The sequence below is a fragment of the Afipia sp. OHSU_II-C1 genome (genome assembly GCF_000497575.1).
Taxonomy (GTDB): domain Bacteria; phylum Pseudomonadota; class Alphaproteobacteria; order Rhizobiales; family Xanthobacteraceae; genus Afipia.
The window spans coordinates 77936-92438 of record NZ_APJI01000005.1; the positions used below are offsets into that span (position 1 = coordinate 77936).

Sequence of the window (14503 nt, forward strand, 5' to 3'; positions counted from 1 at the left end):
CGAGGAGCTTGCGTTGCAAAGCCTCAGGCAGGAAGTGTCCGGGATCAGCCGGCTCAGGCGTTCTGCTTCACGCGCCGCTTCGGCGCCGTGCCGACCGAGGCCATGAGCGTACGCAGCGCCAGCACCGGAGGAGAAATTTCACCCTTCCGCCAGATCAGCGGCGTGACGATCTCGCTTTGGGAGCGGGGGATAGGGTTGCGGCGCACGTGCGTCAGCGGCATGGCATCCAGCACGGCCTCCGGCATCAGGGCAATCCCTGTGCCAGCCGCGACGCAGGCAACGATCGCATGGTACGAACTCAGATCCAGCACCCGCGAAGTGGTCAGGCTGTCGCGCCTGAGCCAGCGCTGAAGGACGCGGCGATAGGCGCAGCCGTCCGGGAAGGCGATCAGGCTCTGTCCCTCGGCATCGCGCGCGTTTCTGATCGGCTCGTGGTCGAGACTTGAGATCACCATCAATCGCTCGCGAAACACGGGCAGATGGGCAAGCGTCCGCGAAGACGGAGGTTCTGCGATAAACGCGGCATCAAGCCGCCGTTCGGTCACCGCATTGACCAGGGCATCGTTGGTGCCGGTGATCAGTTCGAGGCGCACATCGGGATAGCGGCGGTGAAACTCCGCGAGCACGGCGGGCAAGCGGCTGGCGGTGGTGCTCTCCAGTGAGCCCAGTTTCAGCAAGCCTTGCGGCGCGGTGCCGGAGACAACATGGCGCGCCTCTTCGGAAAGATCGATCAGCCGCGCGGCATAACCCAGCAACAATTCACCGCTCGGCGACAGGTGCAGGCGCTGCCGGCTGCGATGAAAAAGCGGAGTGCCTACTGCGGTCTCAAGCTGTTTGATGCGCGTGGTGATGTTGGAAGGAACGCGGTGCAGTTTCCGAGCCGCCTTGACGATCCCGCCTTCCTCGACAACCGTCTTGAAGATCTGCAGATCGGCGAAGTTCATCGTTCTGTTCTCCGGTGCGACTGACAATATTTCCAAATCGAGAACAAAGCGTTCTCAATTATTCATTATTCAGGAATTTAAAACCAGCGTACTCTTCTGGGAAACGGATTCAAGCTGCGGCGTGCGGGAATGTTTCTCTCTTGCCGCCTGCTGCAGACAGCTTCGATCAAGTCCGCCATGTCGTCCACCACTGCGCCCGCTGTTTTTTCTGCGCCGCCCACAGCCGTCACCGCTGTATGGACCGGGCTGATCGGTCTGGCCGTGGCGATGGGAATTGGCCGCTTCGCGTTCACGCCGCTGTTGCCGCTGATGCAGCAGGATGCGGGTCTGACTCTCGTGCAGGGAGGCTGGCTCGCGACTGCGAATTACGTCGGCTATCTGGTCGGAGCGGTGATCTGCATTTCCGCATCGCCCGCGCCGGCGCGGGCAATCCAGTGGGGCCTGACGTCAATTGCCGTGTTCACCCTCGGCATGGCGGCGACGGACCAATTCTGGCTGTGGCTGGCGTTGCGGTTTCTTGCCGGTGCGGCGAGCGCGTTGGTTTTGGTCGGCGTATCCGCCTGGGCCATGCCCATCCTCGCACATCTTGGCAAGACGTCATGGTCGGGGCGGGTGTTCTCCGGCGTCGGTGTGGGAATTTGCTTTGCTGGTTTGATAAGCCTCGTCGCGGGCGTGACCGGATTGGGATCGCGTGCGACGTGGATCGTTCTTGGTGCGACCGCCGCGGCTTTTGCATTTACGTTGTGGCGCCGTCTCGCGAATGATGCCGCGCAGGCTCCCCCGGCGGTCGGAAGGGGGCACGCACCACTGTCCGCTCACGCATGGCTCGCGGCGCTCTGTTATGGCGCTTTCGGTTTCGGCTACATCATTCCCGCGACTTTTCTGCCCGCGCTGGCACGCGATGTGATCACGAATCCTGCGGTGTTCAGTTGGGTCTGGCCGGTGTTCGGGGCTGCGGCTGCGATATCGACCGCGCTTGCCGCGCGCTTCTTGCCGGGACATTCGCCCCGGCGGCTTTGGGCTTACGGGCAATGGGTCTTGGCCATCGGCGTGATCGCGCCGGTGCTGGCGGTCAATCTTTACGTCCTGCTGTTTTCGGCGTTGTGCGTCGGCGGTACGTTCATGGTCATCACCATGGCCGGCGTTCAGGAGGCGCGGCGTCTGGGCGGCACGCAGGCACCGCGGCTGATCGCCGTCTACACCGCCGCGTTCGCCCTCGGGCAAATCATTGGACCTCTCACCGTGAATCTGTTCCACGGTGGTTTGACGTGGCCCAGCGCGATCGCAGCGTTTGCGCTGGCGGCAAGCAGTTTTACACTTGGCCTGAGCGCACGCGCGTCCGGCGACACCGGTTGATGCGCAAAGGCGAGCCGAACAATGTGATAGTTAGAATTCCAGCCGAAAGAGCCTCGACCACCCCAACATAGATGAGAAACCGATGTGGCCCGACCGTAGAATTATCGAACTGTTCAAGATTCATGTTCCAATCGTTCAGGCACCAATGGCTGGTGTCCAGGACGTCGATGTCATGATTGGCGCTGCGGAGGGCGGGGGACTTGGATCGCTGCCGTGCGCGATGCTGTCGGTTGAGAAGGCGCGTGAGCAGGTTCAGATCTTCCGTCAGCGCGTCAGTGCGCCGCTCAACATGAATTTCTTCTGTCACACACCGGTTGAAGCTGATGCAGACCGCGAATCCGGGTGGCGCAAGCGGCTCACGCCTTACTTTCAGGAGCTTGGGCTCGATCCCGGTATGAGCGTGAACGCCGCCAATCGGGCACCGTTCGACGCGCAGATGTGCGAACTGGTTGAAGAATTGAAGCCTGAAGTTGTGAGCTTCCATTTCGGCTTCCCGGACAACGCGCTGCTGAAGCGCGTGAAGGCGGCGGGAGCCATCGTCATCGGCTCCGCGACCATCGTAAAGGAAGCTGTGTGGCTCGAGCAGAACGGTGCTGATGCGATTATCGCGCAAGGCGCGGAAGCTGGCGGACATCGCGGAATGTTTTTGACGCAGAACATCGCGTCGCAGCCGGGGACGATGTCGCTGGTGCCGCAAGTCGTGGACGCGGTGCGGGTGCCGGTGATCGCCGCGGGTGGCATTGCCGATGGGCGAGGGATTGCGGCAGCCTTTGCGCTTGGGGCTGCGGGCGTCCAGATCGGAACAGCCTATTTGCATACGCCAGATTCAAAAATCAGCGTACTTGGGCGAGCGGCGCTGACCGGGGCGACTGACGAGTCGACCGTCATCACCAATGTGATGACTGGCCGTCCTGCGCGTGGCGTCGCCAATCGGCTGATGCGGGAGGTCGGGCCGGTGTCGTCGGAGGCACCTGCGTTTCCGCACGCTGCGACGGCACTCGGGCCGCTTAAAGTTGCGGCGGAGAAGTTGGGACGGGTGGATTTTACGAATCTGTGGGCGGGCCAGTCTGTGGCTCTGGGACATCAGATGGGTGCTGCTGACCTGACTCGCGCATTGGCGGCCGAAGCGCTCGATCGGATGCGCAGTCTGGCGGGATAGTGTCATACGCAATGTTTGACACAAGCATTTGAGATCGTTCTACTAATTCCGGTTGCGACGGTATATGCGCGACTTATTTGGCGTTGGCGATCCACGCTGAATGCTCTATGAGGGCGGCTAAATACAGCCGTCCCTGGAGTCTCCGGAATATGTCAGTCGATGCCGCCACCGTCCGCCGGATCGCGCATCTTGCGCGCATCGCCGTGAAGGATGAGGAAGTTTCCCATTTGCAAGGGGAACTCAACGCGATGCTGGCCTTCGTCGAACAGTTGTCCGAGGTGAACATCGATGGCGTCGAGCCGATGACCTCGGTCATGCCGATGGAGATGAAGAAGCGCGCGGACGTCGTCAGCGACGGCGAGATACCGGACAAGGTCCTCGCCAATGCGCCCGCCACCGAAGATCACTTCTTTCTGGTGCCCAAAGTCGTCGAATAGAACCCGAGGCAAACGCCATGTGCCTGTTGTGCAGCGACGAGAAGGCTTATGCGGCCTACATGACCTATCTCGACGAGATGGAGCGGCAGGGAAAGAATGTCGATCCGGACAAGGCTATCGACGCGGTGATCGACATGCTCGAAGCCGAGGCGGCGCAAGCCAAGAAAAACAAGTCTCCCTTTATTTGCGATCCGATTGAAGAATAAATGACCGACCTGACTTCACTGACGCTCGCCGACGCCCGCGAGGGGCTGACGCAGAAATCCTTCACGGCACTGGAACTGACCGACGCGCATCTCGCCGCGATGGAAAAGGCGCGTGTGCTCAACGCCTATGTGCTGGAGACACCGGAGCAGGCGCGTGAACAGGCGCGCGCGGCGGATGCGACGATCGCGAAAGGCGAGGCGGGCCCGCTCGCGGGCATTCCACTCGGGATCAAGGATCTGTTTGCCACCACCGGGGTGCGGGCCACGGCGTGCTCGAAGATTCTCGGCAATTTCATTCCCCAGTACGAATCCACTGTCACCTCTCAGCTCTGGCGTGACGGTGCGGTGATGCTGGGCAAGCTGAACTGCGACGAGTTCGCGATGGGATCGTCCAACGAGACCTCGGCGTTCGGGCCGGTGGTCAATCCGTGGCGGCGCGAAGGTTCGGATGCCAGCCTCGTTCCCGGCGGTTCATCGGGCGGCTCCGCGTCGGCGGTGGCTGCAAACCTCTGCCTCGGTGCAACGGGCACCGACACCGGCGGTTCGATCCGCCAGCCGGCGGCGTTCACCGGCATCGTCGGCATCAAGCCGACCTACGGCCGTTGCTCGCGTTGGGGTATCGTGGCGTTCGCTTCGTCGCTCGATCAGGCCGGCCCGTTCGCGCGCACCGTGCGTGACACCGCGATCCTGATGCGCTCGATGGCCGGTCACGATCCGAAGGACACGACGTCGGTCGATCGTCCCGTGCCGGACTATGAGGCCGCCATCGGCAAGTCGGTGAAGGGCATGAGAATCGGGATCCCAAAGGAATACCGGCTCGACGGGATGTCCGGCGAAATCGACAGGCTGTGGGCGCAGGGCGCCGAGTGGCTGAAGGCTGCGGGCGCTGAGCTGGTCGAGGTCTCGCTACCTCACACCAAGTACGCATTGCCGGCTTATTACGTTGTCGCGCCCGCGGAAGCTTCAAGCAACTTGGCGCGGTACGATGGTGTTCGCTATGGCGCGCGCGTCAATGGCAAGAACATCGTTGAAATGTACGAGAACACCCGCGCCGAAGGGTTCGGCGCCGAAGTCCGCCGCCGTGTCATGATCGGGACTTACGTGCTCTCGGCCGGGTATTACGACGCGTACTATCTGCGCGCGCAGAAGGTCCGCACGCTGATCAAGAAGGACTTCGAGGACGTGTTCGCAAAGGGCGTTCACGCCATCCTGACTCCGGCGACGCCATCCGCTGCATTCGGCATCGGTGAAAAGGGCAAGGCCGATCCAATCGAGATGTATCTCAATGACATCTTCACGGTGACTGTGAACATGGCCGGACTACCCGGCATCGCAGTACCTGCGGGTACCGACGGGCAGGGGCTGCCGCTCGGCCTGCAACTGATCGGCCGGCCGTTCGATGAAGAGACGCTGTTCTCGCTCGGCGAGGTGATCGAGCAGGCGGCGGGACACTTCACCGCGAACAAGTGGTGGGCCTGATGCAGGCGGGGCAGGAAGGCCTTGCTGATCTGCGCGCTGTCATCGACCGGATCGACCGCGATATCGTGGCCCTGCTTGCCGAACGAGTTAAAGTTCTGGATCAGGTGATCGCCGTCAAGGCACGTGACAATCTTCCTGCCGCCATTCCCGACCGGATCGAAGGTGTTGTCGCCAATGTGCGCGGGGAAGCAAAGGCTGCCGGCATGCCTCCCGATCTCGCCGAGGAGATTTGGCGCAGGCTGATCGACTGGTCGATCGCCTATGAGGACCGGTATCTGGGTGGCGCAGAGAATCCGTTGTCGGTGAAATCCTGACGCGAAGGACCTGCGGCGCAGGTCATGCCCACCCGCCTTGTATTCACCACTTTGTCCGCCGAATGCCTGATAGAGGCGGTATGTGTTCATTAACTGCCAGCGGCGATAACGGCCGGTGGGATCGGTGATTATGCGTTGGGTGCGTCCTCTCGCCAGTGTTGCGTTCGTGTCCGGCATTCTGCTGGGCTGCGCCTCGATTCAGAACGCACCGGTTAATCTGCCTGGCGCAGACAATCTTGCTGACAGAGGCAATATCGGCTTCGGCGAGACGACGAGTTACGACGACACGGTCGTCGGGCTGTCCTTCTCAGGCGGCGGGACCCGCGCCGCTGCGTTTTCCTTCGGCGTGTTGCAGGAGATGGAACGCATTCCGGTTCGCGGCGCGCAAGGCGCGATGATCGATCGGGTCGAATTCATCTCCGGTGTGTCGGGCGGTTCGGTCACGGCGGCCTATTTCGGTTTGCGAAAGCGGGCCGCTCTTGCCGATTTTCGCGAAAGGTTTCTTCTGCGCAACGCGGAGGAGGGGCTGCAGACAAACCTTACTCTGGCAACTCTCTCACGCGCGGTCGCGGGTGGTATCAACGACTCGACGGGGTTTCCGCGCTGGCTCGACGCCAATCTGTTTCAGGGCGCAACGTTTCGCGATCTGGGCCTGACCAGCCGGCCGCAGGTCTGGATCAATGCCTCCGACATTTATAACAGGACGCCGTTCGTGTTCGGCGCGGTGGCATTCGGCGCCATGTGCAGCAACCTGTCCGAATACCCGCTGGCAAATGCGGTTGCGGCTTCGGCAGCGGTCCCCGTGGCGTTCGCGCCGGTTGTGATCCAGACGTTCCCCGGAAAGTGCAATGACCGGCTGCCGCCCTGGATCGTGCGTGCGCGGGACAATGCCAATTCGCCTCCGATGCTGAACTCGTTCGCCAAGGCGATCAGCCGGTACCACGATGGCTCGATGCCTTACATCAAGCTGCTCGATGGTGGCCTCGTCGATAATTATGGCCTGGCCGGCATGACCATCGCGCGGCTGTCGTCGGATACGCCGTATGGACCGCTTAACCCAAGGCAGGCGGTGAAACTGCGGCGTGCTCTGATCCTGGTCGTCGATGCGAAGACCGGCTTGTCCGGCAGCTGGATCAATACCGTGGAGGGGCCGACCGGGGCGGAACTCGTCAAGGCTGCGGCAGACACCGCCATCGATGCCAGTGTCGCAGGCAGCTTCACTGCATTCAACGCGACCATGACAGACTGGCAGGGTTCGCTCGTCAGATGGCGCTGCGGATTATCCGCGGCGGACAGGGCGCGCTATGGCGCGGGCCCAAACTGGAATTGCCGCGATCTGAAATTCTATGTCGGCCGGATCGGTTTCGATCAGCTCGATCAGGCCCGCGCGGCGGACCTCGAACGGGTGCCGACGCGCTTCCACCTGCCACCCGAGCAGGTCGACAGCGTTATCGAGGCCGGGCGCGATGCGCTGCGGGCGAGCCCGGTTTTCCGCAGTTTCGCAGCGAACCTGTGATCTGATTCGGGGTTTTCTCACCCGCGCCATCAAGGTAAAAGGCGCCCCATGAACGCACCCGTCAAATCGTCAAAACTCATCAAGGGCGCCACCGGTGACTGGGAAATGGTCATCGGTCTGGAAGTCCATGCCCAGGTGACTTCCAACTCGAAGTTGTTCTCCGGCGCTTCAACCGAATTCGGCGGCGCGCCGAACGATCACGTCTCGCTGGTGGACGCGGCGATGCCCGGCATGCTGCCCGTTATCAACGAGGAGTGCGTGGCGCAGGCGGTGCGCACCGGGCTTGGCCTCAAGGCACAGATCAACCTGAAATCGACCTTCGACCGGAAGAACTATTTCTACCCGGACCTGCCGCAGGGCTACCAGATCAGCCAGTACAAATCGCCGATCGTTGGCGAGGGCGCCGTGGTCGTCGATCTTCCTGGCGGCGAGAGCGTGACGGTCGGTATCGAGCGGCTGCATCTGGAGCAGGACGCCGGCAAATTGCTGCACGATCAGCATCCCACCATGTCCTTTGTCGATCTCAACCGTTCGGGCGTTGCCCTGATGGAGATCGTCTCGAAGCCGGATATCCGCTCCGCCGAGGAAGCGCAGGGCTACGTCGCCAAGCTTCGCTCGATCCTGCGCTATCTCGGCACCTGCGACGGCGACATGGAGAAGGGCAACCTGCGCGCGGACGTCAACGTCTCGGTGCGGCGGCCCGGCGAAGCGCTCGGGACCCGCTGCGAGATCAAGAACATGAACTCGATCCGCTTTATCGGGCAGGCGATCCATTACGAAGCCCGCCGCCAGATCGGAATTCTGGAGGACGGCGGCACCATCGATCAGGAAACCCGGCTGTACGATCCGAACAAGGGCGAGACCCGCTCGATGCGTTCGAAGGAAGAGGCGCACGACTATCGCTACTTCCCGGACCCCGATCTGCTGCCGCTGGAGTTCACCGCCGACTACGTAGAGGATTTGAAATCGAAGCTGCCGGAGCTGCCGGACGAAAAGCGTGAGCGCTTCATCGCCGAAGTCGGCCTGACGCCGTACGACGCTGGTGTTCTGGTCGCCGAACGTGAAAGCGCGGGCTTCTTCGAGGCGGTGCTGGGCAAGCTCGCGGACAAGGCGCGTGACGGCAAGCTCGCAGCGAACTGGGTCATCAACGAACTGTTCGGCCGCCTCAACAAGGAAGGGCAGGATATTGCCTGGTCGCCGGTATCGGCGGAGCAAATGGCCGCGATCATCGACCTGATCGGAGAAGGAACCATCTCCGGCAAGATCGCGAAGGACCTGTTTGAGATCGTCTGGACCAAAGGCGGCGATCCAAAAGCGCTGGTCGACAGCCTCGGCATGAAGCAGGTGACGGATCTTGGCGCCATCGAGAAGGTGGTGGACGACATCATCGCCGCCAATCCCGACAAGGCTGAGCAGGCGCGCGCCAAACCTCAGCTCATGGGCTGGTTCGTCGGTCAGGTGATGAAGTCATCGGGCGGCAAGGTGAACCCGCAGGCGGTGAACGACCTGCTGAAGGCCAAGCTCGGCATCTGAACATCGTTAACGAGAGGATGCAGAGGGCGTGCGGCGTCGCTTCCGCGCGTCCTCCGGCCGTCTCGTTTTTTGTTTTCGATGCGATGATGAGCGTGCGACGCCATCGCGCGGACAACGAAAACGTCTCGTGAGGTGGAATCGATTTGCGAATCAGATTCGCAAAAAGGGCGGGAAAAGTTCGCGGGCGCGAGCGATGATCGCGCCAAAACCAAATTTTCCAGAAAATATTTTTGTTGCCAAAAAAAGCGACTCAGAGTCCGCGAAACGCGTTTTTCGACGGGTGCAGAGTTATGTGCGGTTTTACAGGCGTTACGATGCGCGTTGTGTTGCGATGAAAGAAATCGCTGCGGCACAGCCGTTTCTTTGATGCGCGATGTTGCTTCTCTCTCGGGTTTTCTGCGCGCGATGGAGTGTCGTGTCGATGCGTTGCGGCGCTTCCGTTTTGTGTTTGCAGCGTGCGGCGCGCCTTGTGCGTAAACACTTCCTTAAGCGGGACACTGTTTTTTTGAACGCGTTGGTGTAATCCAGATGAAGTGCATTTCGATTCCCGAGTGCACACAGCGATTAAGCCATCTCACTAACTTAGGAGGGCAACATGGCCAAGAAAGCGAAGAAGGCGAAGAAGGCGAAGTCGGCAGTGAAGAAGACTGCCAAGAAGACCCGCAAGGTCGCCAAGAAGAAGAAGTAAGGCTACGCCTTATGGAATTGCCGGCACGTGATGCCGGCACCGTCACAAGAGCCGTCAGACTATTCTGTTCGCAAGCGCAGATTTGAACCGGCGGCTCCGGTCGACGAAAGAGGGTGTCGGCGAGACATCAGGCGAGACGGCCCGGCCAACCGGTCAGGCAGAAGAGTTCAAGAGCTCTTCGTTCGTTGCGGGGGATGACCTCGCAGTTTCCCGGCAGGGTTACGCCGGTGAAATCTCAGTCCTGACGTGTTCACCGACGCCCTCGTTTTTTTGACTCGCGCGATCTCGCCGTTCCGGCGCATGCAGCGGCAGTCATCCGAAATCCAGACCCATCTCCTGACGTTGAGGCCGCGGCCGACGTATGATGTCTGCTGCCCGATACTCCCGCCGCGACCGGCCGCGTGGGATCGTTGAGGCATGGTCGAATATTGCCGCTTGCGTGAAGCCGCCTCATGCCGTGGTTATTGCTTTGCCAAATACGATGGTGAATCGATTTTCACGACCATCGGGAAAGCCCTGCAAACAGCGGGTTTCTCAAGATTCGACGCGCGCCGGGCCGATGTGGTCTTCACGTTCGATTCATAGCGATGCTTAAACAGCGATTCAAATTTTAGGGGTCATGATGATCCCAACAAGCCGGCAAAACGGCGAACGCGTATTCCGCAGGATTGGCAAGCCGGTTTTGCGGAATACGCGCCAACAAAAGCAACGGTCGCGTCAAACAGAACAACGACAGGAGCCGCGCTCGCCGCGGCAGGGGATTGCCAGCCGCCACCGCGCGGCGAGAATCGGAGAGCCAGGATGTTTCAGGGAACGATTGATACCGGCAGCGCAATGCCGATCGAGGCCGCGGCGAACGGCGATGTGCTGTTTGACCTCGGAATGATCTATTCGACTGGCCGCGGCGGCCTGATCGATCTGGTCGCTGCGCACAAGTGGTTCAACCTTGCCGCGCTCAAGGGCCGGGGCGACGCCATTCCGCTGCGCCGGGAAATCGCGGGCCTGATGTCGGACGTCGAGATCGCAACCGCCCAGCGTGAAGCCCGTGCATGGATGGCGACGCACTAAGGCGACTCGCGCGGAAGTAGGCCATTCATCGATACTTTCGATGCGGTCGGGCGGTCGCGCTGCGCTTCGGTTTTCTGTCGTTCGCAAAATGGCCCTTGTTTCCGGCGGCCGAATATTTGCGCTCTGAACCGTCGTGCTGCGTGATCTCGCGGCGATGCGACGTCCGCCGGCGTTTCGTCCAGTTACATCGATGACTTGAATGCGGGTGGCGGAGACGGAGGGATTCGAACCCTCGATACCCTTTTCAAGGTATGCTCATTTAGCAAACGAGTGCCTTCAGCCGCTCGGCCACGTCTCCACAGGCTCGATATGCCTTACGCGGTCACGCGCCGCAAGTCGCTGCAGACTTTTCCTGAACTTAGCCTTTGATATGAGGTCCGGGCGGCAGTTCTTTGTCTCACGTTATAATGTCTTCGGCAGCCGCAACGCCGCTCAGAGGCCGGTTCGGGGTTCCAAGACCGTCGTGACAGCCTCTAATACGAGGGAATACGGGCATCACAACGGCCTGTTGTCCCCGAATCCCGTGAGCTTAAGGGCAGGCAACGCAGGCTTTTTCCGTGTCTGCGATTCGACAATTCACAGGTGAGGGGAGTGTTGCGGCCGTGTGCGTTGCCACATAGGCGTTTCAGCGGAACATTTTGGGGCAACTAGAATACAGTAATATTATCAGTCACTTGAACAGGTTCCGCTCGGATTTTTGCGTGCTATTTGTGCAACACCTCCCCAAAAACGGCCGGAACAGCACCGTTTCAAGGCGGTCCTTTGTTGCTTGATCACGACTGTTGGGCAATGGTCATCGAAGCGACGGAGGGGGGCATCCCGAGGTCGTCCCGTTTGGGAGTTTCGCTTAAGTCGCTCGCGTTCAGCGGGAGTGTCCGAAAGCGCGAGGCGACCGGGCGGTTAGCGGGGATCAAGGGAACCTACCACGTGGTGTGACTTACACCACCGGCCTGGAACCTTCCCTAGAGAGCAAAACTTGGAGGTTTTATGAGCACCATTAAGAGCCTTATCCTGGGTTCGGCTGCGGTTATCGCAGCGTCCGCCGGGGCACAGGCAGCCGATCTTCCCGTCAAGGCGAAAGCCGTTCAGTACGTGAAGATCTGCTCCCTTTACGGCGCGGGTTTCTACTACATCCCGGGCACCGACACCTGCATCAAGCTGGGCGGCTACGTCCAGGCTGACGCGAACATCAACGCCGGCAACTACGGCAAGCCAGCCTGGGATGAAGGCGGGTTCCGCGCCAACGGTACCGGCAGCCGCGACAGCGACTACTTCACCACCCGCGCTCGCGTTCAGCTGAACATCGACACCCGTACCGCCACCGAATACGGCGTTGTTCGTACCTACTGGTCGAGCAACTTCGAGCATTCGACCGGCTTCGGCCCGTCGTCGGGCAACCTGACGATGGACTACGGTTTCGTTCAGTTCGCCGGCTTCACCTTCGGTAAGGCGGTCTCGGGCTTCCAGACCCCCTGGGGTGCTTACGGCGCCAACAACAACACCTCGTTCCTGCTCGGCGGCTACGACAACGCAACCGGCATCACCCAGGCTGCTTACACCTGGCAGTTCGGCAACGGCGTGTCGGCTCAGATCGGTGTTGAAGACAACCGCGTCATCAACCGCGCTCAGCTCCTGAACGCAAACCTGACCCAGCCTGCTACGGCAGCTCTGACCGGTGTGTACACCAACTCGTACGGCGGCAACGTTTCGCCTGACATCGTTGGTAACGTGCGTATCGACCAGGCCGCCTTCACCGCTCAGGTGTCGGGCGCTCTGCACAACGTGCACGCCAACTACTACGCTGCAACCACGGCGCTTAACGGCGGCGCAGCTGCAACGATCGTTGAGCCGAATGGCCATCCTTCGGATGAATGGGGCGGCGCAGTGTCCGTCGGCATTCAGCTGAAGAACCTGCCGACCGGCCCTGGCGACAAGCTGTCGTTGGATGGTACCTGGGCGACTGGCTCGACCAAGTATCTGATCAGCGGCGTGACCGGCAACAACTTCGACAAGTTCGGCAGCGCAGACTTCGCTGGCAGCTACCAGAGCCTCGCGGTTCTTCCGCTGTTCGACGGTGTGTACACCACCGGTGGCAGCATCCAGAAGACCAACGGCTGGGGCTTCCGCGGCGCTTACGTCCACAACTGGACCCCGAATTGGGAAACCAGCGTGTTCGGCAGCTACACCCAGATCGACTACAACGGCACTGCTTCTGCAGCGATCTGCGGCGTTCAGGCTCTCAACACCGGCGCGAAGCTCAACGGTTACTCCTGTAACCCTGACTTCAAGATCTGGCAGGTTGGTTCGCGTACCGCCTGGACCCCGGTTCGTAACCTGACGTTCTCGGGCGAAGTCATGTACTCCTACCTCGACCAGTCGAACACTGGCTCGGCCACCCTCGCTGCCGCCAACGTTGCTGGTACGTTCAAGCCGGCTGGCGTGTACGACTACAAGGATCAGGGCATCTGGTCCGGCAACCTCCGCGTTCGCCGCACCTGGTAATCGCAATCGCCTGACGGCGATTACGACCTGAACTAAAAGAACCTCCGGCAGGAAACTGCCGGGGGTTTTTCTTTATGCGGTCTTCTTTCCCGAATGAGAGAGGATGACGGAGTTCTTGCCAAGCATACGTGTGTCGTCCCCGCCAAAGCGGGGATCCCATAACCACCGAACGTCGTGATGGCAGCAAGAAGATCGCCCCGGTATTCCTCACAACCGGAAACTCAGGGCTATGGATCCCGACCGTAGCCTGTCATCGGACCGGCGAAGCCGGACCCGTTGGCCGGGGCGACGTGAGGGGAATGGCTTCTGGTGTTCCCGGCGCGGGCCGTTATGCCCCGTCACACCGCGCGCAGAACGCGACGATACGATCCATCGTTGGCTTATCTGCCAGCAGGGGCGCGTGGCCCTGATCGGCCACCTTGACCAGATCGATGTCCGGCCGCCGGGCGATCATGTCCTGCACGCCCTGAGGCGAGAGCAGGTCTGACAATTCGCCATGGATCAGCATCAACGGAATGCCGGCGAGTTTGTCGAACAGCTCCCAAACCTGCGGCAACGGACTTGCCGGGTCGAGACCATCCAGCGTGCGCGCGATGTTGAGATCGTAGGTGCGCTCCAGTCCGCCGCCGGCTTTCTCCCGGAACGCGCGGCGCGCCCACGCCATCCAGTCGGCGTCGGTGAGCGAGGGAAACACGCCGCCGAACAGGTCTCTCATGCCGCGCGCGCCTTCATCCCAGGTCGTTACGGGAGGTGGAGAGGCGAGGTAGCCCTTGATCTTCATCAGACCGCGGATATCGAGCTCCGGGCCGATATCGTTCAGAATCACGCCGGCCAGCAATTGGGGCTGTGCCGCCGCCAGCGCCATCGAGATGAGGCCGCCACGCGATGTGCCGAGCAGAATGGCGCGCGTGATCCCAAGCGACGCGGCGATTGTCATCACATCGCCAAGCTCGACCGGGACCGCGTATTTGGCGGGATCAGGATCGTAGTCCGACAGCCCGCGCCCGCGATAATCTATGGCGACGACTTTGCGCGGCTTGGCGGGATCGGTCGCGATCGCACGGGCGATCTCGTTGAAATCTTCAGTCGTCCGCGTCAGGCCCGGCAGGCACAGCACCGGCAGCAAAGCGCTGTTGTCGGGGCCGATGACCTTGGCATGGAGTTTCAGCCCGTCGGCTGACTGGCAGAAGACGTCGCGGAATTGTGCGGACATTAACTTTCCTTGCGAACGGGCGTGATGCAGCCGGGACACCGGAGGCTGGCGATCTGTTGAGGCTAAAAGTTTTCTTGAGATGGGTCGC

General features: G+C 61.1%; 13 protein-coding genes and 1 tRNA gene. 11 read left to right on the forward strand and 3 right to left on the reverse strand.

Annotated elements, in window-relative coordinates:
* Window positions 1–53 precede the first annotated feature (53 nt).
* Window positions 54–944, reverse strand: coding sequence for a LysR family transcriptional regulator (locus I554_RS0104445; RefSeq protein ID WP_024575136.1), 891 nt, complete (start codon window positions 942–944; stop codon window positions 54–56).
* Window positions 945–1073: 129 nt separating this feature from the next.
* Here I554_RS0104445 and I554_RS0104450 point away from each other — a divergent pair, with 129 nt between their 5' ends.
* The 10 genes from I554_RS0104450 to I554_RS0104505 all read left to right on the forward strand — a co-directional run bounded on the left by I554_RS0104450 (window position 1074) and on the right by I554_RS0104505 (window position 10700).
* Window positions 1074–2300 (forward strand): YbfB/YjiJ family MFS transporter, encoded by a 1227-nt coding sequence (locus I554_RS0104450; protein WP_244432710.1) that lies wholly within the window; start codon window positions 1074–1076, stop codon window positions 2298–2300.
* Between the two features lie 82 nt (window positions 2301–2382).
* Window positions 2383–3459: a nitronate monooxygenase family protein gene (locus tag I554_RS0104455; protein WP_024575138.1), complete on the forward strand. Its 1077-nt coding sequence runs from the start codon at window positions 2383–2385 to the stop codon at window positions 3457–3459.
* Between the two features lie 149 nt (window positions 3460–3608).
* Complete coding sequence (gatC, locus tag I554_RS0104460; RefSeq protein WP_024575139.1) at window positions 3609–3896, forward strand: Asp-tRNA(Asn)/Glu-tRNA(Gln) amidotransferase subunit GatC; 288 nt, start codon at window positions 3609–3611, stop codon at window positions 3894–3896.
* A gap of 17 nt (window positions 3897–3913) precedes the next feature.
* Window positions 3914–4102, forward strand: coding sequence for a hypothetical protein (locus tag I554_RS0104465; protein ID WP_002712143.1), 189 nt, complete (start codon window positions 3914–3916; stop codon window positions 4100–4102).
* Complete coding sequence (gene gatA, locus I554_RS0104470) at window positions 4103–5581, forward strand: Asp-tRNA(Asn)/Glu-tRNA(Gln) amidotransferase subunit GatA (RefSeq protein WP_024575140.1); 1479 nt, start codon at window positions 4103–4105, stop codon at window positions 5579–5581.
* Window positions 5581–5895, forward strand: a complete 315-nt coding sequence (locus tag I554_RS0104475) for a chorismate mutase (RefSeq protein ID WP_024575141.1) — start codon at window positions 5581–5583, stop codon at window positions 5893–5895. Before gatA ends, I554_RS0104475 begins: the two co-directional genes overlap by 1 nt.
* Before the next feature lie 130 nt (window positions 5896–6025).
* Window positions 6026–7411, forward strand: coding sequence for a patatin-like phospholipase family protein (locus tag I554_RS0104480; RefSeq protein WP_024575142.1), 1386 nt, complete (start codon window positions 6026–6028; stop codon window positions 7409–7411).
* A 48-nt stretch (window positions 7412–7459) separates the two neighbouring features.
* Window positions 7460–8944 (forward strand): Asp-tRNA(Asn)/Glu-tRNA(Gln) amidotransferase subunit GatB, encoded by a 1485-nt coding sequence (gatB, locus tag I554_RS0104485; RefSeq protein ID WP_024575143.1) that lies wholly within the window; start codon window positions 7460–7462, stop codon window positions 8942–8944.
* Window positions 8945–9137: 193 nt separating this feature from the next.
* Entirely contained in the window at window positions 9138–9311 is a 174-nt protein-coding gene (locus tag I554_RS27180) for a hypothetical protein (protein WP_155848254.1), read from the forward strand.
* A gap of 1122 nt (window positions 9312–10433) precedes the next feature.
* Window positions 10434–10700: a sel1 repeat family protein gene (locus I554_RS0104505; RefSeq protein ID WP_024575144.1), complete on the forward strand. Its 267-nt coding sequence runs from the start codon at window positions 10434–10436 to the stop codon at window positions 10698–10700.
* A 206-nt stretch (window positions 10701–10906) separates the two neighbouring features.
* Here I554_RS0104505 and I554_RS0104510 read toward each other — a convergent pair.
* Window positions 10907–10998 (reverse strand) — tRNA-Ser (locus I554_RS0104510).
* A gap of 689 nt (window positions 10999–11687) precedes the next feature.
* Here I554_RS0104510 and I554_RS0104520 point away from each other — a divergent pair.
* The gene (locus I554_RS0104520) at window positions 11688–13202 is read left to right on the forward strand and encodes a porin (protein ID WP_024575145.1); all 1515 of its coding nucleotides are present in this window, start codon (window positions 11688–11690) and stop codon (window positions 13200–13202) included.
* 328 nt (window positions 13203–13530) lie between these two features.
* Here the strand turns inward: I554_RS0104520 and I554_RS0104525 are convergent, their stop codons facing one another.
* Complete coding sequence (locus tag I554_RS0104525; RefSeq protein WP_024575146.1) at window positions 13531–14415, reverse strand: alpha/beta hydrolase; 885 nt, start codon at window positions 14413–14415, stop codon at window positions 13531–13533.
* Between the last annotated feature and the right edge of the window lie 88 nt (window positions 14416–14503).